Annotated in this window: 23 protein-coding genes; 10 read left to right on the top strand and 13 right to left on the bottom strand. The window is 66.1% G+C overall.

Annotation, left to right across the window (positions count from 1 at the left end; translation table 11 throughout):
* Positions 1 to 42: 42 nt before the first annotated feature.
* The 5 genes from ACIA8C_RS25170 to ACIA8C_RS25150 form a co-directional block, all read right to left on the bottom strand.
* Positions 43 to 1,260 (bottom strand): DUF418 domain-containing protein, encoded by a 1,218-nt coding sequence (locus ACIA8C_RS25170; RefSeq protein WP_397138696.1) that lies wholly within the window; start codon positions 1,258 to 1,260, stop codon positions 43 to 45.
* A 118-nt stretch (positions 1,261 to 1,378) separates the two neighbouring features.
* A complete protein-coding gene (locus ACIA8C_RS25165; RefSeq protein ID WP_397138694.1) occupies positions 1,379 to 2,140 on the bottom strand; it encodes a hypothetical protein in 762 nt (253 codons plus the stop codon).
* 180 nt (positions 2,141 to 2,320) lie between these two features.
* A complete protein-coding gene (locus tag ACIA8C_RS25160) occupies positions 2,321 to 2,443 on the bottom strand; it encodes a hypothetical protein (protein WP_397138692.1) in 123 nt (40 codons plus the stop codon).
* A gap of 103 nt (positions 2,444 to 2,546) precedes the next feature.
* Positions 2,547 to 3,953: a S8 family serine peptidase gene (locus ACIA8C_RS25155; protein WP_397138690.1), complete on the bottom strand. Its 1,407-nt coding sequence runs from the start codon at positions 3,951 to 3,953 to the stop codon at positions 2,547 to 2,549.
* A gap of 88 nt (positions 3,954 to 4,041) precedes the next feature.
* On the bottom strand, positions 4,042 to 4,644 hold the full coding sequence (locus ACIA8C_RS25150) for a DUF308 domain-containing protein (RefSeq protein WP_397138688.1): 603 nt from the start codon (positions 4,642 to 4,644) through the stop codon (positions 4,042 to 4,044).
* A 171-nt stretch (positions 4,645 to 4,815) separates the two neighbouring features.
* Here ACIA8C_RS25150 and ACIA8C_RS25145 point away from each other — a divergent pair, with 171 nt between their 5' ends.
* The 3 genes from ACIA8C_RS25145 to ACIA8C_RS25135 are packed head-to-tail and all read left to right on the top strand — an operon-like array spanning position 4,816 to position 6,935.
* On the top strand, positions 4,816 to 5,313 hold the full coding sequence (locus tag ACIA8C_RS25145; RefSeq protein ID WP_397138686.1) for a pyridoxamine 5'-phosphate oxidase family protein: 498 nt from the start codon (positions 4,816 to 4,818) through the stop codon (positions 5,311 to 5,313).
* Positions 5,314 to 5,367: 54 nt separating this feature from the next.
* Entirely contained in the window at positions 5,368 to 5,775 is a 408-nt protein-coding gene (locus ACIA8C_RS25140; RefSeq protein WP_397138684.1) for a YciI family protein, read from the top strand.
* Positions 5,772 to 6,935: an RNA polymerase sigma factor gene (locus tag ACIA8C_RS25135; RefSeq protein ID WP_397138682.1), complete on the top strand. Its 1,164-nt coding sequence runs from the start codon at positions 5,772 to 5,774 to the stop codon at positions 6,933 to 6,935. Before ACIA8C_RS25140 ends, ACIA8C_RS25135 begins: the two co-directional genes overlap by 4 nt.
* A 37-nt stretch (positions 6,936 to 6,972) precedes the next feature.
* Here the strand turns inward: ACIA8C_RS25135 and ACIA8C_RS25130 are convergent, their stop codons facing one another.
* Positions 6,973 to 7,644, bottom strand: a complete 672-nt coding sequence (locus tag ACIA8C_RS25130; RefSeq protein WP_397138680.1) for a 1,4-alpha-glucan branching protein — start codon at positions 7,642 to 7,644, stop codon at positions 6,973 to 6,975.
* Positions 7,645 to 7,751: 107 nt separating this feature from the next.
* Positions 7,752 to 8,708: a hypothetical protein gene (locus tag ACIA8C_RS25125; protein WP_397138678.1), complete on the bottom strand. Its 957-nt coding sequence runs from the start codon at positions 8,706 to 8,708 to the stop codon at positions 7,752 to 7,754.
* 592 nt (positions 8,709 to 9,300) lie between these two features.
* Between ACIA8C_RS25125 and ACIA8C_RS25120 the strand changes: the two genes are divergently transcribed.
* Positions 9,301 to 10,293, top strand: a complete 993-nt coding sequence (locus ACIA8C_RS25120; protein ID WP_397138676.1) for an aldo/keto reductase — start codon at positions 9,301 to 9,303, stop codon at positions 10,291 to 10,293.
* Here ACIA8C_RS25120 and ACIA8C_RS25115 read toward each other — a convergent pair.
* Both ACIA8C_RS25115 and ACIA8C_RS25110 read right to left on the bottom strand, forming a co-directional pair.
* On the bottom strand, positions 10,290 to 11,165 hold the full coding sequence (locus tag ACIA8C_RS25115) for a helix-turn-helix domain-containing protein (RefSeq protein WP_397138674.1): 876 nt from the start codon (positions 11,163 to 11,165) through the stop codon (positions 10,290 to 10,292). The two genes, ACIA8C_RS25120 and ACIA8C_RS25115, sit on opposite strands and share 4 nt — an antisense overlap.
* Positions 11,166 to 11,268: 103 nt before the next feature.
* Entirely contained in the window at positions 11,269 to 12,075 is an 807-nt protein-coding gene (locus ACIA8C_RS25110; protein WP_397138672.1) for an SDR family oxidoreductase, read from the bottom strand.
* A 331-nt stretch (positions 12,076 to 12,406) separates the two neighbouring features.
* Between ACIA8C_RS25110 and ACIA8C_RS25105 the strand changes: the two genes are divergently transcribed.
* Positions 12,407 to 13,948 (top strand): carboxylesterase/lipase family protein, encoded by a 1,542-nt coding sequence (locus ACIA8C_RS25105; protein ID WP_397138670.1) that lies wholly within the window; start codon positions 12,407 to 12,409, stop codon positions 13,946 to 13,948.
* Here ACIA8C_RS25105 and ACIA8C_RS25100 read toward each other — a convergent pair.
* Positions 13,936 to 15,117: a citrate/2-methylcitrate synthase gene (locus tag ACIA8C_RS25100; protein WP_397138668.1), complete on the bottom strand. Its 1,182-nt coding sequence runs from the start codon at positions 15,115 to 15,117 to the stop codon at positions 13,936 to 13,938. The two genes, ACIA8C_RS25105 and ACIA8C_RS25100, sit on opposite strands and share 13 nt — an antisense overlap.
* An 87-nt stretch (positions 15,118 to 15,204) precedes the next feature.
* Here ACIA8C_RS25100 and ACIA8C_RS25095 point away from each other — a divergent pair, with 87 nt between their 5' ends.
* Entirely contained in the window at positions 15,205 to 16,389 is a 1,185-nt protein-coding gene (locus tag ACIA8C_RS25095) for a citrate synthase (RefSeq protein ID WP_397138666.1), read from the top strand.
* 34 nt (positions 16,390 to 16,423) lie between these two features.
* Here the strand turns inward: ACIA8C_RS25095 and ACIA8C_RS25090 are convergent, their stop codons facing one another.
* Entirely contained in the window at positions 16,424 to 16,864 is a 441-nt protein-coding gene (locus ACIA8C_RS25090; RefSeq protein WP_397138664.1) for a GNAT family N-acetyltransferase, read from the bottom strand.
* Between the two features lie 172 nt (positions 16,865 to 17,036).
* Between ACIA8C_RS25090 and ACIA8C_RS25085 the strand changes: the two genes are divergently transcribed.
* Together ACIA8C_RS25085 and ACIA8C_RS25080 are read left to right on the top strand one after the other, a co-directional pair.
* On the top strand, positions 17,037 to 17,345 hold the full coding sequence (locus ACIA8C_RS25085) for a hypothetical protein (RefSeq protein WP_397138662.1): 309 nt from the start codon (positions 17,037 to 17,039) through the stop codon (positions 17,343 to 17,345).
* A 148-nt stretch (positions 17,346 to 17,493) separates the two neighbouring features.
* Positions 17,494 to 18,699, top strand: coding sequence for a site-specific integrase (locus ACIA8C_RS25080; RefSeq protein ID WP_397138659.1), 1,206 nt, complete (start codon positions 17,494 to 17,496; stop codon positions 18,697 to 18,699).
* A gap of 89 nt (positions 18,700 to 18,788) precedes the next feature.
* Here the strand turns inward: ACIA8C_RS25080 and ACIA8C_RS25075 are convergent, their stop codons facing one another.
* Together ACIA8C_RS25075 and ACIA8C_RS25070 are read right to left on the bottom strand one after the other, a co-directional pair.
* Positions 18,789 to 19,013, bottom strand: coding sequence for a hypothetical protein (locus tag ACIA8C_RS25075; protein ID WP_397138656.1), 225 nt, complete (start codon positions 19,011 to 19,013; stop codon positions 18,789 to 18,791).
* 108 nt (positions 19,014 to 19,121) lie between these two features.
* Positions 19,122 to 19,976 carry a hypothetical protein gene (locus ACIA8C_RS25070; RefSeq protein ID WP_397138654.1) on the bottom strand — a complete coding sequence of 285 codons (855 nt, stop codon included), beginning with the start codon at positions 19,974 to 19,976 and terminating at the stop codon, positions 19,122 to 19,124.
* 730 nt (positions 19,977 to 20,706) lie between these two features.
* Between ACIA8C_RS25070 and ligD the strand changes: the two genes are divergently transcribed.
* Together ligD and fabG1 are read left to right on the top strand one after the other, a co-directional pair.
* Entirely contained in the window at positions 20,707 to 21,657 is a 951-nt protein-coding gene (gene ligD, locus ACIA8C_RS25065; RefSeq protein WP_397138927.1) for a non-homologous end-joining DNA ligase, read from the top strand.
* 310 nt (positions 21,658 to 21,967) lie between these two features.
* Positions 21,968 to 22,687: a 3-oxoacyl-ACP reductase FabG1 gene (fabG1, locus tag ACIA8C_RS25060; RefSeq protein ID WP_397138651.1), complete on the top strand. Its 720-nt coding sequence runs from the start codon at positions 21,968 to 21,970 to the stop codon at positions 22,685 to 22,687.
* Positions 22,688 to 22,738 lie beyond the last annotated feature (51 nt).

Below are 22,738 nucleotides of genomic sequence, written 5' to 3'. Positions count from 1 at the left end.
TTTGGTCCGGCAAGGTGGCTTGATCCTCGGCAACCCCGGGGGTCAAGTCACCTGCGCCGGAACCGGTTCCGGACGACGCTTCCACTCCGGAATCGACAGATAGGTCGCGGCTCGCAGCGCCCACTCCACCGGACCGTACCGGTGATTACGCAACCACCAGCCGCTCAGTGCCAGTTGAGCGGCGTAGGTGAGCAGGGCGATGCCGACGACACCGGCCGGCGGGATCGTGTCGACCAGCGCGAACCCGTAGCCGGTGTAGATCACCATGAGCACGATGGACTGCCCGATGTAGTTGGACGCCGCCATCCGCCCGGCCGGAGCCAGCCTGCCGATCAGCTGTGCGGTACGCGGCGATTGCGTCAGGCACATGATGCCCGCCAGGTAGGCGAACGTCATCAGCGTGTTGATCACTTCTTGCACTCCGGCCCAACTGGACGGCGGGGTAAACCAACCTATCGATCCCGCGAAGGTCACCGCCGACACCGGCAGCCCGATCGCCAAGCCGCCGACGAGTACCCGAGGCGCCCAGCGCCGCAACGTCTCCCGGTCGGTGAGCAATTCTCGCTTGCCTGCCGCCATGCCCATCAGGAACATGCCGAACGCGGTCACGCCCTGGGTGAACCAGATCAGGAAGATGAAGATGGGCGCGAGCCACATCTGATCGGCGAAGGTGTCGCCGAAGGTACCGGTGTATCCGTCGTGGATCCGCTGCAGGTCGAAGAGGCTGGCCAGCGCGGACATCCCGTCGCCGTCCTCGCTCGGCGCGAGCGACCAGCCGCACCACAACACGTACAGCACCGCACCGATGACAACGGCGGTCCGCGGCTTCAGTTTCTTCAGCGGTATCAGAATCAAGCACAGGAACGCGTAGAGGGTGAGGATGTCACCGATCCACAGCAAGTACACGTGCGCGAGCCCGATAACCAGCAGCGCCAGGCAGCGTCGTAGTAGCCGCCTGTTGGCCGAGGCGCCCGCGCGCTGCGCCGCCGCGATCTGCAGGGTGAACGAGTAGCCGAACAGGAACGCGAACAGCAGGTAGAACCGGCCCTCGAACAGGGCGCCGACCACCGCGCTCACCAGATGGTCGATGGGTCCGTCGAAGCGCAATTTCGGATCGTCACTCGCGCCGGTGAACGACCACAGCGTCGTCGCGAACACGGCGTTGGTGATGAGGATGCCGAACAGGGCGAAACCACGCAGAATGTCTACCTCTGCGATCCGCCGACCCGAAGCGGTGGCGGGCAGAACCGATTCGGTCATGGTGTCGAAAGTAGCCAGTGATACCAGGGTCGCGCGTCCGTCGGCGGGCTGATCGACGCCCTGACCTTGGCACATCGAGGCTGCGACCTGAGGCGTATTGACATCGGCCGTTCGGCGGTCACGCCAGGTCGGCGACCTCGAGATAGATCTGCCGCTCGACCGCGATGTCGGCCAGGAAGCCTTGTGCGCCACCGGCTGTCGTCGGGAACGCCGCGACCGCCAGTTCTCCCGCGCGCAACCGCGCACCGGTGAATTCGCGCTGGCCGAGGATGATCGGCTGCGCGTTGGCGAAACCAGACCCGGCGATCTCGTCGGCCAGCGGCTCACCGAGCAGGTCGGTCACGGTTCCCGGGATGATCCGGGCCGCGACGATCTGATCGAAACTGGGTTGGCAATTGATGTGGTGCGCCAGGTACATCCGGTCGGGCCTGCCGAAGCACAGGTGGGTGAGCAGTCCGCGGCCGCGTTCGCGGTGCGGGTCGAGTTCGGCGAAATACACCACGCGCTGCACCGTCGCACGCACCTCGGTGGCAATCGCGACGCCGCCGCGCTCGCGCCTGCCTCGGATCAGGGTGCCGCGGAACGACCTACGTCGGCGAACACACCCTGGATCCAGTTCCGCCACCGGGAAATCCTCGGGATCGAAGGTGTGGATATCGGTATACCCGATCCGCCGATCCGCGCCGAGAGCCCGCTTGCCCCGCTCATCGAACTCGACGGAAAGCAGTATCTGAAAGTTGTAGGGCGCCTGGAACGTCGGCCGATACGACAGATAACAGTCGACCCCGGTACCGAAAACCACCATGCCGTGCAATCCCGCACCCCCTGCCAAACCGGCCCGATGGTGGTGTCCAGGTGCACGAATATGAATCGCACTCATCCTGAGCTCCTTTCCTCGCATCCTCACAGTGCCAAGCGCCGACCTCCCTGCCACGAGTGCCGCACTACTCGAATTCCCTGACACCGACTACCCGACAGGCGCCATGAACTGCGCTCGCCACCGCCGACGAGTTCAACGGGACACGCCGGCGGCATGCCCCGTTGCGCAGATGGCGCACCGTCACGCGACAGCCAGCAGTCCGGTCCACCAGATATCCATCGCGTGCATCACTTCTGCGCACCCCGCCAGGAAACGCTCACCGCCCTCGTCGGTGTGCAGCCGCCCGCCGATGACCCGGCGCAACCCGAATTCGTGTTGCGGCTCGAACCCACAGATATGGGATTCCAGGAATCCGGTTCCGCGACCGGGCAGTACGTGAGCGACGGATTCGATGTCCGAAGGTCGATCAGTGGGGTGCGGCCATTGCCCGCAGATCCGGTAGGTTGCCGATTCGCTGACTGGCCGGTCGGCCCGGCGCGCTCGTCTGCGGGGAGCCGGTGGCGCGCAGGCGGGCGCGTACCTCGGCGGGTATCCGGCGTTGACCGGCCGCGGTGCTGATGCCCTGATAGCTGGCGACGGTGCCGGTGATGATCGGTGCGGCGCTGGATGTTCCGCTGAATACGTCGGTGTACCAGAGGTCTTCGTCGGAACCGCCCTGGAGATCGCCGTAGCCGGTGGTGGTGACTTCCCTCCCCCACCCTTGGGCGTCGACGCGGGAACCGAAGTTGGAGAAGTCGAGTCGTGCTCGGGCGGGTCCATAGTCGCGGCCGTGGAAGCCGGGAGGTGGCGCGCCCGCGCCAACGATGATCGCCCCGGAATCGTCGGCCGCACCGCGAAACGGGTTGCGCCACGAGCTGGGGAAGTCCGCGGGACGGGTGTCGTAGAGCGCGGCATCGAGGTCTTCGGCCCCGTTTCCGCCCGCCGCCACCACGATGACGCCGCGACCGACGGCGTAGCGGACCGCGGCGAGGTCGTCGGGCCACCATTCGATGGCGATGTAGCCTGCCTGGTCCGGGCGGGGAGCGTAGTTGAATCGTGGTCCGGGACGGTGCAGTTCGAGCAAGATGACATCGCCTGCATCGAGCGCGTCGGCGGCCGTGCGGATCGCGGCGGCCGATCCTGGCCCGAAGATCGATACGGCGCGCAGCAGGGCGTCGGGTGCGATGCCGGTGATGCCGAAGGTGTTCACGTCGCCGCCGATTTCGCCGGCGACCGCGGTGCCGTGATCGCGCCAACCCTGATCGGAAGAGGGGTCGCCGCCGATCACGCCGCCCTGGTTGGCGAGCAGGTCCTCGTGGGTGAATCGCCACGCGCCTTCGATATCGATCACGCGCACCCCTTGGCCGCGTCCGCCGGGCACGGTCCAGGCCCAGCGGGCGTCGATGCCTTGCGGTGCCGGGTCCAGATAGCCCTGGCGCGCTTCGAAATTCGGGGTCACCGGTGGCGCGTCGGCGGCCGCGGTAAAAGTGGTGGCGTCGGGGGCGATCGGAGGTTCGGCGGGTGGTTTGAGGTAAGCGCCGTCGACCGCGTCGTCTTCGCGCAGCCGCGCCGCGATGGCGGCGAGATCGGCGGTGACGCCACGGACGGCAAAGTACCGCAGGTACTGCGCGGCGACGGGTTCGTGTGGTGTTCCCGCGACGCGCCCGTGCAGGCGGTTGACCGGTCCGAAGATGCGGGCGAGGCGACCGCCCGCGGGCAGCAGCGTGGTCAACCGGGCGGCGGTGCTGAGACTGTCGCTGAGTGCGCCCGGGGTGAGCGTGGTGTCGGCGCCGTGGGTGACCACGATCAGCTCCGGCTGCATGTGGAGTGCCATGGTTTCAGTGAACCCGGTACGTGGACCGGGCACCAGCGCAATGCGTTACGCAGCGGCCGCATTTCGGCATCACCTGCCGCGGCGGCGCTCACGGATCGAGCCGCACCGCCCCCATTCGCGAAACACCAGGCAGATCCACCACGCTGTGGCGCACCGCGGCGACGCTGAGCACCTCCATTGTCCCGATCACGATGAGGAACAGGCCGACCACCAGGCCGAGCACGTCCACCGAGTCGAAGGGCAGCACCCCGACCAGGATGCCGAGCACCATGGTCGCCAGGCCGAACACCTCCTGCCTGCCGCCGCCCGCCAGATTGTCGGTCCAGACCGCGACCGTGGCGTGGCAGATCCCGCGCACCGACCAGGCCAGTCCGATCCAGAACGACAGCAGCAGCGCCGAATTGCCGCCGCTGAAACACAGCACGGCGAGCAGCATCGAGACCAGGCCGCTGGCGAAAACGAGCACGCGCAGGGCGGGCGCGAACTTCGCGCCGAACGAGACGACCATCTGCAATCCGCCGTTGAGCAGCAGGTAGAGACCGAACAGCAGCTCCACGGTCGGCAGCGATTTGTGTGGCCACACCGCTACGACCACACCCACGATCATCGAGCAGGCACCGGCCACCAGTATTGCCTGCCGGGCACCCCCGGCCAGTGGTTCCGTACGCCCTTCGAGCTCGTTTTCGGGCATAGCTACATGATATGACGCACGGTCGGTGAATGTTGCCATGCCGTTGCCGGATCCGCGAATGGATCACCGCGGAAAATTTCTGGAATTCAGCACGCTGCCGATGTCGAGAAGATCGCCCCGGCTCCGTCCCAGGGTTATCAACGACCACCAACGACAACGAAAGGCATTACCGTGCAACAGAACGAGATCGCCGAAGTCCTGAACCGCCCGCTCAGCCAGGAACTGCTGGCCCGCGACCTGACCCGCTTGGCCTACGTCGCCAAGGACGGCACGCCGCGCAACGTCCCGATCGGATTCACCTGGAACGGCTCCGAAGTCGTCCTGTGCACCTCGACGAACGCCCCGAAACTGCATGCCCTGCGCGAGAATCCGATGGTGGCCCTGACGATCGACACCGAGGTGCATCCGCCGAAGCTGCTGCTCATCCGAGGCCAGGTCGAGCTGGACGTGGTCGATGGCATCCCGGCCGAATATCTCCAGATGAACGGCTCCTACGAGATGACCGCCGAGCAGCGAGTCGAGTGGGAAGCGGAGGTGCGCGCGCTCTACGACGGCATGGTCCGGATCGTGGTAACCCCGACCTGGGCGAAGCTGATCGACTTCGACACCACGTTGCCGAGCGCGGTCGAGGAACTGATCCAGCAGCGCGCCGAACGCTCGGCCGCCTGAGCACCACACCGTCAACGACGGCCACAATAGGCCGTACAGATCAAGGAGAACACGATGGCCAAGTACTTGCTGCTCAAGCACTATCGCGGTGCGCCTGCCTCGGTGAACGACGTGCCAATGGACCAGTGGACGCCGGACGAGGTGTGGGCGCACGTGCGGTACATGCAGGATCTCGGCGCTCGACTCGAGCGCACCGGTGAATTCGTGGAGAGTCAAGAGCTGTCACCGAAGGGCACGTTCGTCCGCTCCGGCGGCGAAGGCAGGCCACCGGTCACCGACGGCCCGTTCGCGGAGACCAAAGACCTGATCGCGGGCTGGATGGTGATCGACGTCGACACCTACCAGCGGGCGTTGGAGGTTGCCGCCGAGTTGTCCGCGGCGCCGGGTGCGGGTGGGAAACCGGTCCAGGAATGGCTCGAGGTGCGCCCGTTCCTCGGCGCGGCGGCAACGGTCACCGAGTGAGCGGAGCTCAGGTGCTCGACGAACTGCTGCTACGGGAGCTGACTCCCGCGGTGATCGGCGTCCTCGTGCATCGCGGTGTCGACTTCGCGACCGCCGAGGACGCCGTGCAGGAAGCGCTGCTTCAGGCCGCACTGACCTGGCCGGACCAGCGGCCCGCCGACCCGAAGGGCTGGTTGATCACGGTCGCCTGGCGCAAGTTCCTCGACGCGCACCGTGCCGAGGCGGCCCGGCGCGACCGAGAGCTGCGGATCGACGCCGAGCCGGCACCCGGGCCGACCGAGACCGCGGACGACACCTTGCAGCTCTATTTCCTGTGCGCGCACCCGTCTTTGACGCCCGCCTCCGCGGTCGCACTGACGCTGCGCGCGGTCGGCGGCCTGACCACGCGACAGATCGCGCAGGCCTACCTCGTGCCCGAGGCGACCATGGCGCAGCGGATCAGCCGGGCCAAGCGAACCGTGTCGAGCGTCCGGTTCGATCAAGCCGGTGACGTCGCCACGGTGCTGCGCGTGCTCTATCTCGTCTTCAACGAGGGTTACTCCGGCGACATCGACCTGGCCGCCGAGGCGATCCGGCTCACCCGCCAGGTGGCGACCAAGATCGAGCACGAAGAGGTGGCCGGCCTGCTCGCGCTGATGCTGCTCCATCACGCGCGGCGCCCGGCACGGACCCGCGCCGACGGCAGTCTCGTGCCGCTCGCCGAACAGGACCGCGGCTTGTGGGACACCCGTCTGATCGCCGAGGGTGTCGACGTGCTCCAGCATGCCCTCGCCCGCGACCGGCTCGGGGAGTTCCAGGCCCAGGCCGCCATCGCCGCGCTGCACGCCGACGCTCAGACAGCCGAGGAGACCGACTGGGTGCAGATCGTCGAGTGGTACGACGAGTTGCTGCGGATCACCAACAGCCCAGTGGCCCAACTCAATCGGGCCGTCGCGGTCGGTGAGGCCGACGGTGCCAGGGCCGGTTTGGCCGCACTCGCGGGTCTCGATCCCACGCTGCCCCGATATGACGCAGTCGCGGCATACCTGCACGAGCGCGACGGCGACCCGGCGACCGCGGCTCGTCTTTATCACGACGCCGCCCAATCGGCGACAAGCCTTCCCGAACGCGATCACCTCACGCGGCAGGCGGCACGGCTCAACGCGCAGTTGCGTGGTTGAGTCGGTGCATGTCCGGGCCGAGGAACGGATGGACCCGTTAACTCGCCGCGTGCCCGTGGAAGGTGAGGAACACCCCGCGGACCGAGGAACCGTCCGGCAGTCGCCACGGCGCGGTGACGTGACCCGCACCGGCGTCTTCGGACGACTCGTCACCGGGGCGCAGCATCCGGTTGATCCGAACGATCGCGGTGTTGCCCGGCACCCGCGCGCCGACCATGATGTCGGTGCCCGACGATCCGTCTTCCGCCGTGACCGGCTCGGATCCGAGGGTGGGAACCGCGATCTCAGGGGGCGTCACGGCGACCGACTCGTCCACCGTCGTGCTGTCGTGCTGTGCTTGTGGCTGCGCCGTTCCACCGAGCAGCGCCAGGATTTGGGCCACAACCACCGGATCGCGTGTCCCGTCATAGAGCCACCGCTGCCCGAGCACGCCGTGCATCGACGTCCCGATCAGCGCGTCCTCCGCTCCGTCGAGCGGCGACCCCCGGTACGCGAACGGCACCTGATAGGTGACCGGCTCCGCACCCGAACTATCGGTCACCGCAACGAATTCGATCCCGACCTCCCCGTCCGGATCATCGAGCCGAAACCCACCGACCCGGTCCAGCACCGGCTGAGCGCCACCGCGATACCACGACCGCGTCGGCAACCACGAGGACAACAACTCGACCTTGGTGGGAACCATTGTGGTCTCGTGGATTACCGCCATGCCCGACTCCTCCTCCGCCGCGCCAAGGCAAGCCGCCGACGCCGCGCATCGCAGTCTATGGGATCCGGCATTTACCGGTAGCAGAGTCGTGCCCGACCGCGAACCGCTTACGCCCCTGTGCGACTGCCTATTTCGGTAACCGCGGTTGGTTTGCGGCGGGTTTCGGCGAGGAGTTCGTCGAGTTGGGTTTCGGCGCGTTCGGCGCGGGCCAGGGTTTGGGTGCGGGCTTGGTCGAGGGCCTCGATGCGGTGGGCGGCTTCGGCGCGGGCCTTGTCGATGGTGGCCGCGGCTTCCGCGCGGGCGGCGGCGATGTCGGCGGCTGCGGCGCGGCGGATCTCGGCGAGTTCGGTGCGGGTGGTGTCGAGTTCGGCGCGGACCCTGCGCCATTCCTCGCGGGCCTCGTTTGCGGCTTCGATCCGTTCCATGGCCGCTTGCTCGGCGCGTTCGGTGGCGCGTTCGGCGTCGGCGGCGCGTTGTACGGCGAGGTCGCGTTCGGAATGGGCGGCGGCGATTTGCGCGGCGGATTCGCGTTGTGCGTGCGCGATTTCGGTCGCGACGCGACGTTCGGTGCGCTCGATCTGTTCGGCGGCTTCCGCGCGGACGCGCTCGATTTCCTCGGCGGCTTCGCGGCGGGCCGTGCGGATGTCGGCCTCGGCTTCGCTGCGGGCGGCGAAAACATCGTCGGCGGCCTGGCGGGTGGCGCGCTCGACTTCGCGGAGCGCGTCGTCGCGGGTGCTGTTGGCGTCGGCGACGGCGGCTTCCGCGCTTTCGGCGGCACTGGCGGCATCGTCGGCGGCTTCCTCGGCGAGCGCGCGTGCTTCCTCGGCCTCGCGTCGTGCCTGTTCGGCGGCGACGGTGGCCATTTCGGCTTCGGCGATCCGCCGCGCGGCATCGGCTTGGACGGCCTGGACCTGCGCCTCGGCGACGGAGGGGTCGCCGAGGGTGGCCAGTTCCGCGACGGCCGCGTTGAGGGTGTTGCCCAGTTGGTCTGCGAGCCCACGAAACTGGGTGAGCAGCTCATCGGCCCGGAGTCGGGCGACGGTAACCGGACCTTGCTGCGTCACAGTGACGTTAGCGAGGGGTACCTCTGACTCCTGCTGTAGCCGTTGACGTTCCCGCCACGCGCGCCATCTCGTGTGGTCCGGGTGATCACAGTATTCGGACGGGCGGCCGGGTCCCCCGCCGCGCGTGATCGGTCGGGAGCAGCCCGGATAGTTGCAGACGTTGGACACCGGAGAATCGTAGCGTTGGTTTCGTCACAATTGACGTATTCATACGAAACGAAATGTGGCGTGTCGCAGGACGACTCATTTACCTGGCTCGTTTTCTGACCGCCGATAAGTGAACATTATCGGCGGTCAGACTCAATCACGATTCCACCAACTCCCCCAACCACGTCGGTATTAATACGTTTACGTTTGGTAGCAACCAACGAAACGAAACAGTCACGAAACTCCTCGAAAACTGTGTACCCCTGTACGCCCGTACCATTTTCGATGTTCTCGAGCACATCGGGCTGATGGAGTTCGGCGTTGGCTGCGACGGCGACCTGGTCCGCCGACTTGACTTGGAGTGCGCTCCAGGTCCTAGTGTCGGAGGCGTTCGTCAGCCCTCGAGGTACCGCCCGGTCCCGCCGGGCAGGAGGAGTATCCGCGCATGATCACCCGAACCACGCTCGGCTCGCCAGGTCTCACCGTCAGCGCGATGGGACTGGGGTGCATGGGGATGAGCGAGAGCTACGGCGCCGCCGACTGGGACGCCGGCTTGGCCACGATCCACCGGGCCCTGGAGCTGGGCATCACGTTCCTTGACACCGCCGACGCCTACGGCACCGGGCACAACGAGGTGCTGGTCGGCCGAGCCATCCACGGCCGCCGGGACCAGGTGCAGCTGGCCACCAAGTTCGGCATCGACCGCAGCGCCGGAGACCGGGCACGCCGCATCCGTGGTGCCCGGGACTTCGTGCTGCGCTCCTGCGACGCCTCGCTGCTGCGGCTGGGCGTCGAGGTGATCGACCTCTACTACGCTCACCGCCCGCCCCAGGATGTGGAGATCGAGGAGACCGTCGGGGCGATGGCCGAGCTGGTCGAGGCGGGCAAGGTCCGCCATCTGGGCCTGTCCGAGGTCGACGCCGAATTGCTGCGCCGGGCGCACGCGGTGCACCCGATCACCGCGGTGCAGAGCGAGTACTCGCTGTGGACCCGCGACGTCGAGGCCCTCACCCCGGTGATGGCCGAGCTGGGGGTCGGGTTGGTGCCGTACTCGCCGCTGGGGCGAGGGTTCTTGACCGGCACTCTGGACCGCTCCACGCTGGGCGAGAAGGACTTCCGGCGCACCAACCCGCGTTTCGCCGGCGAGGCGGGCGCGGCTAACGAGAAGATCGCGCAGACCGTGCGCGAGGTGGCCGACCGGCTGGGTGCCACCCCGGCCCAGGTGGCGCTGGCCTGGGTGTACGCCCAGGCCGAGCGACTCGGCGTGGCGGTGGCGACCATTCCGGGCACCCGCAGCCCGGCTCGGCTGGACCAGAACGCGGCCGCGCTGGAGCTCACCCTGGACGCCGAGGCACTGATCGCGCTGGACCCGCTGAGCGACCAGGTGATGGGCGAGCGCTACACCCCCGCGCACACCGCTGAGGTCGCTCGGGGTTAGCCGGTAGGCTCGACGCGTTGGGTGGCCGTCCACGACGCCAGAAGCGCTAAATTGTCGGCGGTCGGCGTGCCCGCGGGTGCGGTGTAGACGGTGAGGTGCAGGCCGGGTTCCGCGGGCAGTTCCAGGGACTCGACGTCCAAGTCGAGCTGGCCGACGACCGGATGGTGCACCCGCTTGCGTCCAGACCGGCGCAGCCGCACGTCCCTAGATGCCCACCGCTGCCGGAATAACTCACTGCGCGTTGACAGTTCACCGACCAGAGCGATCAGGTCCTCGTCGTGCGGATCGCGGCCTGCTTCCATGCGTAGCTTCGCGGCCACGTCACCGGCAATGTGGTCGTAGTCGACAAAGAAATCTCTGGCCGCCTCGGGAGCCAGATAGACGAACCGCGCTGTGTTCGCGGGCCGTCGCGGGTCGGCCAGCACCGGCGAAAACAGCGCGCGGGCAAGTTGATTCATGGCGAGCACGTCATAACGCCCGTTGCAGATCCAGGCCGGCGCATCGGAGATGGCGTCGAGCACCTGCTGCAGCGTCGAGCGCACCGCAACGGCAGGCCTGCGCCGGCGTGGACCGCTGGCCGCCCCGGATCGGCGCGCGAGGTGAAACAGGTGGTCGCGCTCGGCCTCGTCGAGTTGCAAGGCAGCGGCCAACGCGTCGAGCACGCCGTCGGAGGCACCAGCGAGGCTGCCGCGCTCCATGCGCACGTAGTAGTCGACTGATACCCCCGCCAGTAGCGCTACCTCCTCGCGACGCAGACCTTTGACCCGACGATTGCCGCCGTAAGCGGGCAGGCCCGCCTGCTCGGGTGTGATGCGGGCGCGACGCGAGCTGAGAAACTCCCGGATATCGGTGCGCAGATCCATCGTGGCCATCCTCTCACCGTAGGCCCGCCCCGCATTCCAAGGGAGGCACTGCGGGTACCCCCGACAACTGCGGGTGTTCACGAGGCCGTCGGCCGCTGGCAAAACCTCGCGCTCAGGGGGTGCCCGATGCGGTTGTCGCGATGCCGCCGTCTACCGGGATGATGGTGCCCGTGAGGTAGGACCCAGCCCGGCTAGCGAGAAACACGGCGACACCCGCCATGTCGTCGTCGCGGCCGAGCCTGCGCAGCGGGGTTGCCGCCGCGATCGTGTCGCCGACGGCATCGAGCGTGGACGCCATCATCTGCGACGGAAACAGTCCCGGTGCTACCGCGTTCACCGTGACGTGCTGTGGGCCCAGCTCTCTGGCAAGCACCCTGGTGAGCTGATGGAGCGCCGCTTTGCTGCTGGCGTACGAGTAGTTGGTCGACTGGGCGACGTGAATGGCGGCGATACTGCCGATGTTGATGATCCGCGCGGGATCAGCGACGGTGCCCGCCCTGCGAAGTGCGGGAAGCAGCGCCTGCACCAGCCAGAACGGCGACTTGAGATTGAGGTCGAGCACTGCGTCCCAGGCCTCGTCCGGGAACGTCTCCAGCGGCTCGCGCCACATCGCTCCCGCGTTGTTGACGAGAATGTCCAGGCGTTCCGAGTCGGCCTCGACAAGATCAGCGAGGCGCTGACACTCGTCGTGTCTGGACAGGTCGGCAGGGATTGCTTGCACATCGCCGAATTCAGACAATAGACGCTGTGCCTCGGCGCACCTGTCTGCCTTACGTGAGCTGATAATGACGCTGGCGCCCGCCTGGAGAAGGCCGCGCGCTATCATCATCCCAATGCCGCTGGTGCCGCCGGTGACAAGTGCGTACTTCCCACTTAGATCGAAACGTTCTGTGTGCGTAGTGAATTGGTTGTCCGTCATTGGTCTCCGTCGCTTCTGTCGTGGAAGAATGCGCCGACACGGTCGCGCATTGAACTGATGGGGGTAAATCTGCAGTGCGTGTCCATGGAATGTTGTCGGCGCTTTCGTTCAGGGCGCCGACTCAACCAGGTTGACAGGCGTTTTGGACGTCTGGGAGACCCTGGTGATACAGGTACTGTGAGAGCCCCCTTGCCCGGTACGCCGACTCACGCTGCCATAATCATTCCTGCACAATCACTTTCGTGATTGCCTTGATCTGTATTGTGACCCGGCATTGTCATCCGACCTGTTAGCCATTCGATGACCGGGGTTATCGCTCACCGCGCTTAACGTGACTTCGATCTGTCGACTCGACCTGACTTACCGACCGAAAGCGAACTCATCAGTGATTACCCAACCCGAAATCCGCACGACCGCTGGCGTTGTGCGTGGCAAGTGGGAAAACACCGTCGGAGTCTTCCGGGGTATCCCCTACGCCCAGCCACCGGTCGGCACACGACGGTTTGCGGCTCCCGTCCCGGCCCAACCGTGGGACGGTGTCCGCGACGCGGTTGAGTTCGGTCCGCCGGTTCCCCAAGCCGACGCGATTCCGTCGGCATCCAGTGATCGAAACTGCTTGACCCTCAACGTCTGGTCACCTGACCTCGGTGCCGCCGCGCTGCCGGTGCTGGTGTTCATCCATGGGGGCAGGTACTTAGAAGGCACCTCCAGTAACCCGCACCAGGACGGTGCGATTCTGGCCGCGGCCGGGGCGGTGATGGTCAGCATGAACTACCGCGTTGGTGTGGAGGGCTTCGCCAATGTCGCCGGGGCGCCGAACAACCGCGGCATGCTCGATCAGATCGCCGCGCTGCGGTGGGTGCAAGAAAATGTCGCTGCGTTCGGTGGCGATCCCGACAATGTCACTGTGTTCGGCCAGTCCGCCGGCGCGGGTTGCATTGCGGCGCTGGTGACAATGCCGTTGGCGGCCGGGCTGTTTCGGCGTGCGATAGTCCAGAGCTGCCCGGGCACCTTCTTCTCGCCGAGACTGTCCGCCGTGATCTCAGCGACGATCGCCGCGGAACTCGGTGCCCGAGCCACCGTTGATGAGCTCGCCCGTTTTTCCCCCGGCGAGCTCATCAACGCCACCGGGGCGGTGATGAAGAAGATGCCGGACTTCGTCGAATCATGGGGACCGACAGCGCTGACCCCGACACCGTTCTCACCCGTCGTCGACGGTGACGTCCTCCCGCAGGCACCGTGGCCCGCGCTCGCCGGCGGTGCCGCACGCGACATCGATCTACTCGTGGGACACACCCGCGACGAATTCCGGCTGTTCAACCCCATGCTCGGCAGCGAGGTGACCGACGCGCAGCTCACCACCACGCTCGACCGTTTCGCCCCCGCCGCTGACACCAGCGGCGGCTACCGCGCCCTCTACCCCGAGGCCACCCCCGGGCAGATATACGAACTCGTCAACTGCGACTGGCTGTTTCGGATGCCGGGCCTGCATCTGGCCGACGCCAAGCACACCGGAGGCGGCCAGGTCTGGAATTACGAACTGTGCTGGAGCTACAACCGCGACCAGGGTGCCTCGCATAGCCTCGACCTGCTGCTCGTCCTCGGCACCCTCGACCTCGACGAGGTCCGCGACCATCCGTCAGCGTTCCCGAACGCCGCAGCCGAAGCCGTGCACGTCGCACACCACATGCGCACCGACTGGCTGACTTTCGCAACCACCGGCACCCCCGGCTGGACGCCATATGATCCGGACACCCGCGCCACCCGCGTCTACACCGCCGAACCAACCACTCGGCCTTACCCCGAGGAACGCTCACGCCGCATCTGGGCCACCCACCAGTTCGACACCTTGGACCTCATTCACACCGACTGACCAGCGCGCGGCGGCACCGGTTGCGGCGCAGCAGGACCGACGTATCGCGCGGCCGGGCGGATGACCTTCGTGGTATCGGCCTGTTCGAGAATGTTGGCGGTCCAGCCGACGACGCGGCTGGTGGCGAAGGTCGGGGTGAACATCGAACGGGGAATCCCGCACAGCTCCATCACGACCCCGGCATAGAACTCCACGTTGGCATAGAGATCCCGGCCGGGTTTGAGTTCGGCGAGCACCTCGGTGACTCGTCGTTCCACCGTGGTCGCGAATTCCACGAGTTCCCCGCCGAGTCCAATGCCGATGGCGCGCAACAGAACCGAGCGAGGATCCGCGGTCCGGTATACGGCGTGGCCGAAGCCCATGACCCGGTCACCCTTGGCGAGCTTGTCGCGCACCCAGCCCTCGATGCGGTCCACGCTGCCGATCTCATCCAATCCGTCCAGCGCACGGTCCGGGGCGCCGCCGTGCAGCGGTCCGGAGAACGCGCCGATCGCCGCGATAACCGCCGAGGCGACATCGGCACCGGTGGACGCCACGACCCGCGCGGTGAAGGTGGACGGATTGAACCCGTGATCGATCGTGGCGATCAGGTACTGCTCGATCGCCCGGGCGGCCGGTGGGTGCGGTAGTTGACCGGTCAGCATGTACAGCCAATTCGCCGCCGTCGACAAATCCGCGCGTGGGGCAACCGGTTCCAGGCCACGGTAAAGCCGGTGCAGCGCCGCCAGGATCGTTGGTGTGACCGCGCAGATCAGCAGCGCGTCGGACTTGCGGGACGCGCGGTCGCCGTCCCACACCGGCTGCAGATCGCGAAGCGCGGCCAGCATCGACAACGCTGTCCGCAGGCCGACCATCGGACGGAACGGATCCCCACCCGCCGCGATTGTCGGCAGCATCGGCAGCAGTTCAGGTGGTAGCAACCGTGCTCGCGCCACCTCGCCGGTGAACCCGGCCAGCTCGGCCCGGTCGGGCAAACGTCCCTCGAACAGCAGAAACCACACTTCTTCGAAGGTGCACGCGGCCGCCAGGTCGATCGCCGAGTACTGGCGATAGTGATAGAAGCCTTCCTGCCCGCGAACATCGCCCAGTCGCGTCTCGGCCGCCACCACATTGCGTAGTCCGGCGGGCACGTTGATCAGCTCGTCGAGCTCGACACCGTTGATAGTCATCGTTCAGACCTCCTTGACTGAACTGTGCGAGCACGGTCAACTAGAGTCAATATTGATCAAGTCAATATGAATGCGGAGAGGCAGGTCATGGACGAGAAAGGTGACGCACGCCACCTCACCACTGCCGAGGTGGCGAACCGTCTCGATATCAAGCCCGAGACCGTCTACGCCTATGTCAGCCGCGGGCTGTTGACCAAGGTCGCGGCTTCGGGCCGTCGAGGCAGTCTGTTCCGGGAGGACGAAGTCGCCCGGCTGGCGCGTGGGCGGCGGCACGGCGGCGAGCACACGATGGCCGACATCGCCTCCACGATCTCGCGCATCGAGGACGATCAGTTGCGCTACCGAGGCCACCACGTCGCGGATCTGGTGACGACGCAACCGGTCGAGGCCGTGGCAGGCTTGCTGTGGACGGGCGATTTTGCCGCAGCACCACCGCAATTCACCGCTCCCGCTGAACTTCTCACCACCTGCCGCGCGGCAGTCGGCGCTCTCCCGGAGAATGTTCGGCTGACCGATCGGATGCGCGTCGCGGTGACCGTTGCCAGCGCGAGCGATCAGTGGCGATTCGACCTGTCGCCGCAGGGGGTGCTTCGAACGGCAGGCATCCTGCTCGCGGTCGAGGTCGATTGCCTCGGCAAGGCGCACCGCGATTCCGGGGCGCTGGCTGAACGGCTAGGGCCCAGCTTGACCGACCAAGCCCTGCCCGCCGGACTGCTCGACGCGACCTTGATCCTGCTGGCCGACCACGGGCTCGCGATCTCCACCATGGCCGCCCGGGTCGCGGCCAGCGCGCGAGTCCATCCCTACGGCGTCGTCTCCGCTGGTCTCGGGGCGCTGGACAGCCAATATCACGGCGCGGCAAGCACTGTCGCGTATCGCTTCCTCGGCGATGCGATCGCCGATCCGCTCGGCGCGGCGTCCGAACGGCTCCGCCTCGGCGGCGGGCTGCCAGGTTTCGGACACCTGATCTACCGCGCCGCCGATCCGCGCGCCGACCTGCTGCTGGCCATGCTCCGGTCCATCCCCGCCGCCACCCCGGCGCTGACCGCGATCGACACCATCACCGACCAACTCGGCCCACCCCACACCGCCATACCCAACATCGACCTCGCCCTGGCGGTACTCATGCACGCCTATCGCATGCGACCCGATGCCGGAGAGGCGATCTTCGCCGTCGCCCGCACCATCGGCTGGATCGCGCACACGCTCGAGGAGTACAGCGAACCGCCGATGCGCTTCCGCCCCAACCGAACTCCGGTCCCCGCGCCATAGAGTCGGCCCACGATCGATGGCTCGTCCCCGGTTGTCAGCGCGCGAATTCGGCTTTCAGCAGCCCCGGCGACGTCACAAAGCCACCGCGGACATACGCGCTGATCGCCCTACCACTCGAGTTGACGGTCAGCGGCTTCAATCCCAATTCATCGGCCAGACGCACAACCGCATCGATAAGCTGGCCGCCGAGCCCGCTGTCTCGGCGATCGGGCACCACATACATACTCTGCAAATCACCGGAAAATCGGTGCATATTGCTCGGGCTCGGTACGCGTTGATAGATCGCCAGCCACGCCATCCCGACGACAACACCATCGTCGACCACAACCAGGCACCGATGCGAGGACCTGTTGTCCTGCGCCCAAGTCACGAACGCCGGTACGAACTCCTCCTCGGTAGTCGACGCAGTCCCCTGATTTTCCTCGAGCCACTGCCAACGAAGTCGAGCGACGCCAACCAACTCGTCATCCCGCACTGGATGGATCACGGTGTTACTCATTCGCGAATTCTGGCATAGGACAGTGGATTCCAAGTATGTGACGGCCGACAACGACGGCGATGCCTCCGTGGGGCCAGGCCGAAGAAGACGGGCTGGTCACCGAGGACGGCGCACCGATACGGCAACTTCGATGCTCGGGTGAATTATCGTGCGCGACATCTTCGCGGACGGCATCGAGCCAGAGCCGCGCCGCCCTTCGACGCATCGCGAATGCCACTCCGAAGAGACCGTCGTCGTTGTCGGCCATGTCGCCAGCCTCACCCTGACGGTCGCGTCGCTATGTGGGCTCTGGGATACGCCGTTGCCGCACGCCGCGCCGTTTGTTGTGGAATGGGACGGACGCTCCTGGCACTGCCCCAACTCATCGGACCGCGGCAAGCCATTCAGCTCGGTCTACGGCTGCGGCGATCGTCGACGCCACCCGGAATGCATGTCACCGTCCGTCCGAGACCACTAGAGCGAGCTGGATGGAACCGAGTTGCGGGGTGACCGCGTTACCAAGTGCTGGCGGCGGGTGATGGCGACGCGCGGGGAGATGGTCGATGCCGCGAATTGGGCTGTGGCAGCAGGACAATGGTGGGGGTCTAGGAGCAGGGAGCTGGTCGATGGAAGAGCGCGCCGCTGTCGTGGCGATGCCGGAGTCGGTGCGGACCGAACTGCGTCGCGGGGTGCGGAGCGTTCTGGTGGACGCGGCCGCGTTGCGGTTGGTGCGGGAGCGGTTCGATGACAATCAGGCGGGGTCGCTGCGGCGATATTTGGAAGCGTCGCAGTCGGCGAATACGTTGCGCGCCTACCGGACCGACTGGATCGCGTGGTCGGCGTGGTGCCTGGCCGAGACTCGGCAGGCGATGCCCGCCGATCCGCTCGATGTCGCCGTCTATCTGGCCGCGGCGGCGGACGCGCGCCGAGATACCGGTGAGTGGGCGTTCAGCGCGGCCACGCTGGAACGCAAGTCGGCCGCGATCGCGGCGGTGCACGCCGCGAACGGATTGCCCTCCCCCACCCGCTCCGACGTTGTCCGACTGACCTTGCGCGGCATTCGGCGCACGCGGCGCACCCAACCGAAACGCAAACGCCCCGTGCTGTTGCACACCCTCGACCAGCTGCTGGCTGGACTGCCCGAACCTGGCTGGCCCACCGAACCCGCCCGGCGTCGCGATGCTCTTGTCTTGTTGATCGGGTTCGCCGGTGCATTGCGTCGCAGTGAGCTTGCCGGGCTGCGCATCGCCGACGTCGAAGTGCAGCTCGATCACGCCACCGGCGAACCGGTGTTGCTGGTGCGGCTGCCGTCGACGAAAACCGACCCGACCGGTGTTGCCGAACAACGCGTCGCGCTGCCACGCGGTCAACGTCCGCGCACCTGCCCTGTCTGCGCCTTCGCCGACTGGGTGCGCCTGCTCGAAATACACGCTGCCGAAGGCGCATCGGGCCTGCGCACCCATCTCACTGCGCCCGCGACCGACTCGAACATCCACCGCTGCCACGGCTTCACCGGAACCGCTCTCGCCGAGCAACCCGACCTACCCTTGTGCCCCACGATAAATCGTCACGGTACGGTCGGCGCCACCCCCATGTCCGGCCGCGCCGTCGCCGAACTCGTCAAACGCTACGCCGCCCGCGCCGGTCTCGACCCCGACCTCTTCTCCGGCCACTCCCTGCGCGCCGGCTTCGCCACCCAGGCCGCCCTCGGTGGCGCCAGCGACCGCGAGATCATGCGCCAAGGTCGCTGGTCCAATCCGCGCACCGTACACGGCTACATTCGTACGGCAAATCCCTTGGAAGACAACGCCGTTACCAAACTCGGGCTTTGAAGACCAGCCGACCGGCAGGCGCTGATCCCGCACGGACACCATGCGGTTGCCGCGCCTCGCGTGGAGCGAACCAGACCACGATGCTGGCGTCAGGCGAACAGATCGTCGGCGGTATCGGCGAGCATTGCACGGCGGTGCCAGATTCCGAGCTGATCTACGTCACTGCAGTTCGAGATCCGCGCGCGAACCTCGTCGCTGACAGAAATGCCCCGGATATCAAGGACCTCCAGGACCATGCGCGCAGCTCCCGATGCTTGGCCTTCAGCCACATACTTGCGGGCGAAGTCGCTCTGGTACTCGTATCTCGTAGTCATCAGCTCCTCCAGGTGGTGTAGCGCAGCCTCGGACAGATGCCGAATCCCGCACGGACACAATGCCGTTACCGTGCCTCGCGCGCAGCGAACCAGACCACGATGCTGGCGTCAGGTGAACAGATCGTCGGCGGTATCGGCGACCACCGCTCGGTCAACCCAGTCCTCCAGCTGATCCATATCTTCACAGCTCGAGATCCGCGCATGAACGTCAGCGCTGACAGAAATCCCCCGGGCATCGAGGACTCTGAAGATGATCCGTGCCGCTTCAGTCGCACGCCCCTCCGCCACATACTTGCGGGCGAAGTCGCTCTGGTACTCGTATCCCGTCGTCATCAGCTCCTCCAGGTGTTGTCGCGGAGGACAGAGCCGTGCGCACGATGTCATAGTACATTTTCGTTTGCTGGTCATCGGTCTTCTGCAAGCCCGCGAGCAGGGCGGATAGGACTTCGTGTGCCTGTGGACCGTCGGCGTGGGCGATGGCGGACAGCACGCGCGCTCGGGCATCGCCACCGCCTCGGCACCGTCAGTCACGGCGGGTACCAATTCAGGACCCAGGACCAGCGGGCACAACGCCAATCCGGGGTGTCCCAACTCGATCGGCTGCCTCGCCCATTCCGCGACCCCGGAATCCGGGGTAACCACGAGCAGAAACACCGGGCATTTCAACCGCGCCCGGAGGGTGACGAGGTACACCGGCCAACTCCACTGCCGCGTGCCGTCTTGCGCAAGCTGCACCTCGACCGCGATTCCGACCAACGCGGTTCCGCTCGCATCGGTCACCGCGAAGGCCGCATCACCTCGAAACTCTTTTGGGCCCATGTCGGTGAAATCGCATGGCTCGGCATGGGTCTGGTGAGAATCGGGCATCGGTAGCCCGAACACTTCCTGCAGAAAGCCCGCCGCCAGCTCAGGCCGACTGCGGAACAGTTCCACAAAACCCTCGTGGACGAATGATGGCGACATGATCGAGGAGATTACAGTGCGCCACTGACACTTTCGGTGAAACTCCAATAATTCTGCGAAACGTTTTCTCCTCACATTGCGGCAGAACACCTTGCGTCGGAATCAAATTGGAATATTGCAGTGACGTAATATCCTACTGGAACGTTGCAACGGCGTATTCATAAATAAAGGAGTATCAGCGTGCAACTGTGTCGAGTGTCGGCTAGATGAGCTCATCGGTAGCCCAGCGTGCGACCTCGTCCGGCTAGGGCGCGGGCAGCACCGACTTGATGTACGCAACGTCTTCATGACGTAGGTTGCAGCATGCGTCAAGAGCGTGGTTCGTACGTCAAGTGCGAGTGATGAATGGGGTTGCGGGGGAACGGGGTTTTTCGTGTCGATGGTCACTGGGCGAGGTTTGCGGCGCTTGGATTTCCGCTGCGTTGGGGAAGGTCTGCTTTGGCCGTTTATGGACCAGCGGCACCGCACGGGTAGTCGATGACACGCGCGGGTTCCTCGCCGAACAGGGGCGATGACACCTGCATCCCGTCCGGCTCAGCGCCACCGCTATCGAGTTGCCCGTTCAACACTCCCGAGCCCTCGATATTCGTATTCGAGCATCAACAGGTGGCCATGCCGACGCACTACTTCACCTTCGGCTCAAAGCCAACTCGCCAGACCACTCCCATTACTGACCAGACAAATCGGTAGCTAACAGTATGCTGATCTTGTGCAATCAGTGCCGGCGCCGATGCTGGCCGTCCCCGGGCGGCCACCGGTAGATACTGGCATGTGGGCGATCGAGATGAAATGGGACGGTATTCGTGCCATTGGGCGGGTGGGCGGCGGGGAATGCCGGTTCTACAGCCGGAACAATCGGGATCTGAGCGGTTCTTTTCCGGAGTTGACCAGCGTTTTCGCCAATTTGCTCGGCGGCAGGGATGTGCTGGTCGACGGTGAGATCGTGGCCCCTGAACCGGGAACCGGCGTACCCTCTTTTCGTCGGCTGCAGCGCCGGATGCACGTTGTGAAACCCACCGCTGAACTCCTCCGGCAAGTGCCGGTCCAATACCTCATATTTGATTTGCTCGCCGACAGCGGAGAGTCCCTGATAGCCCTCCCCTATATCGAAAGGCGCGCCCGGCTAGACGAATTGGCGATCGACCTGCCCCTGGCCCGCACCCCGCCCTACTACGCCAACGTCGACGCCACCACCATGCTCGGCGTCGCCCGCGATCACGGGCTGGAAGGCATCATCGCCAAGCGCCTCGACTCCACCTACCAGCCCGGCCGCCGCTCCCCCGCATGGATCAAAACCCCGCTGCGTAGAACGACGGAGGTCGTCGTCGCAGGCTGGCTCCCCGGCAACGGCCGCTACGCCGGCATCTTCGGGTCCCTCGTGATGGGCGCCTACGACGAAACGGGCCGCCTGGTCCACATCGGCAATGTCGGCACCGGCTGGACCATGCGCGACCGCAAGCAACTCCAACTCCAACTGAACGAAATCGCCCGCCCCGACAGCCCTTTCGACATCCCACCGCCACGCCCCGTAGCCACCGCCGCCCATTGGGTCAACCCCGAACTCGTCGCCGACATCGAATTCCGCGAAGCCAGCCCCGACGGCTTACGCCACCCGAGCTGGCGCGGCCTGCGCCCCGACAAGGCACCGCACGAAGCGACAGTGCCAGAAGTCGGGCGCTGACACCTCTCGGAGCTGCGCTGACAACGACTCAGCGGTAACCGCACCAATGCCGGTGCGCCGCTGCTAGACCATCCAACTGTGACTCGCAGTGCTGAGTGGCGATGATTTCGCGCTCCGAGGTGCCGCCGCGGGAATGGTCGATGGGGCAACTCGCGTGCTGGTGCTGCACCGACCGCTTAGTACGGAACCCTCATATTCCGCCGTGGAGATTGTGGGAACCCGCTGATGCCGATCCCCTTGCGAACCGTAATGCTCAGTGGGGCCGAATATTTCGGCTGAACGAACTGATCCACTCGACGTAAGGATGTGCATGTCGAAACCGACCACCCCGCGATCGGTCCTGGTCACCGGAGGCAATCGCGGCATAGGTTTGGCCGTCGCGCGACGGCTGGCCGAGGACGGTCACCGGGTCGCGGTCACCCACCGCGGCACCGACGCCCCCGCCGGACTACTCGGCGTGCGATGCGACGTCACCGACACCGCATCGATCGACGCGGCTTTCACCGAAGTCGCCGAGCACCACGGTGCGGTCGAAGTGGTGGTCGCCAACGCCGGTATCACCGACGACATGCTGTTCACGCTGATGAGCGAGGACCAATTCGAACGCACCTTGGACACCAACCTCACCGGTGCGTTCCGCGTCGCCAAACGCGCGAGTCGATCCATGCTGCGCGCACACTGGGGACGACTGATCTTCCTCGGCTCCGTGGTCGGCATGCTCGGCACCCCCGGCCAGGCGAACTACGCCTCCGCCAAAGCGGGTCTGGTCGGACTGGCCCGATCGATCACCCGTGAACTCAGCTCCCGCTCCATCACCGCCAATGTCGTCGCCCCCGGCTTCATCGACACCGACATGACCCAGGCCCTCGACGACAAATACCACCAGCTCGCCAAGCAAGCCATCCCGATGCAACGCATCGGCGCCCCCGAAGAAGTCGCCGCCGCGATCAGCTTCCTCGCCTCCGACGAAGCCAGCTACATCTCCGGCGCCATCATCCCAGTCGACGGCGGCCTCGGCATGGGCCATTGACCCATACACTCTTCGACTGTTGGTGAGCCATTCGGCGGCTGAAGATTGTGG

This window comes from Nocardia sp. NPDC051321, from assembly GCF_044455225.1.
Classification (GTDB): Bacteria; Actinomycetota; Actinomycetes; order Mycobacteriales; family Mycobacteriaceae; genus Nocardia.
Note: the sequence above shows the minus strand (reverse complement) of the source record. Positions and strands in the feature narration are given on the sequence as shown.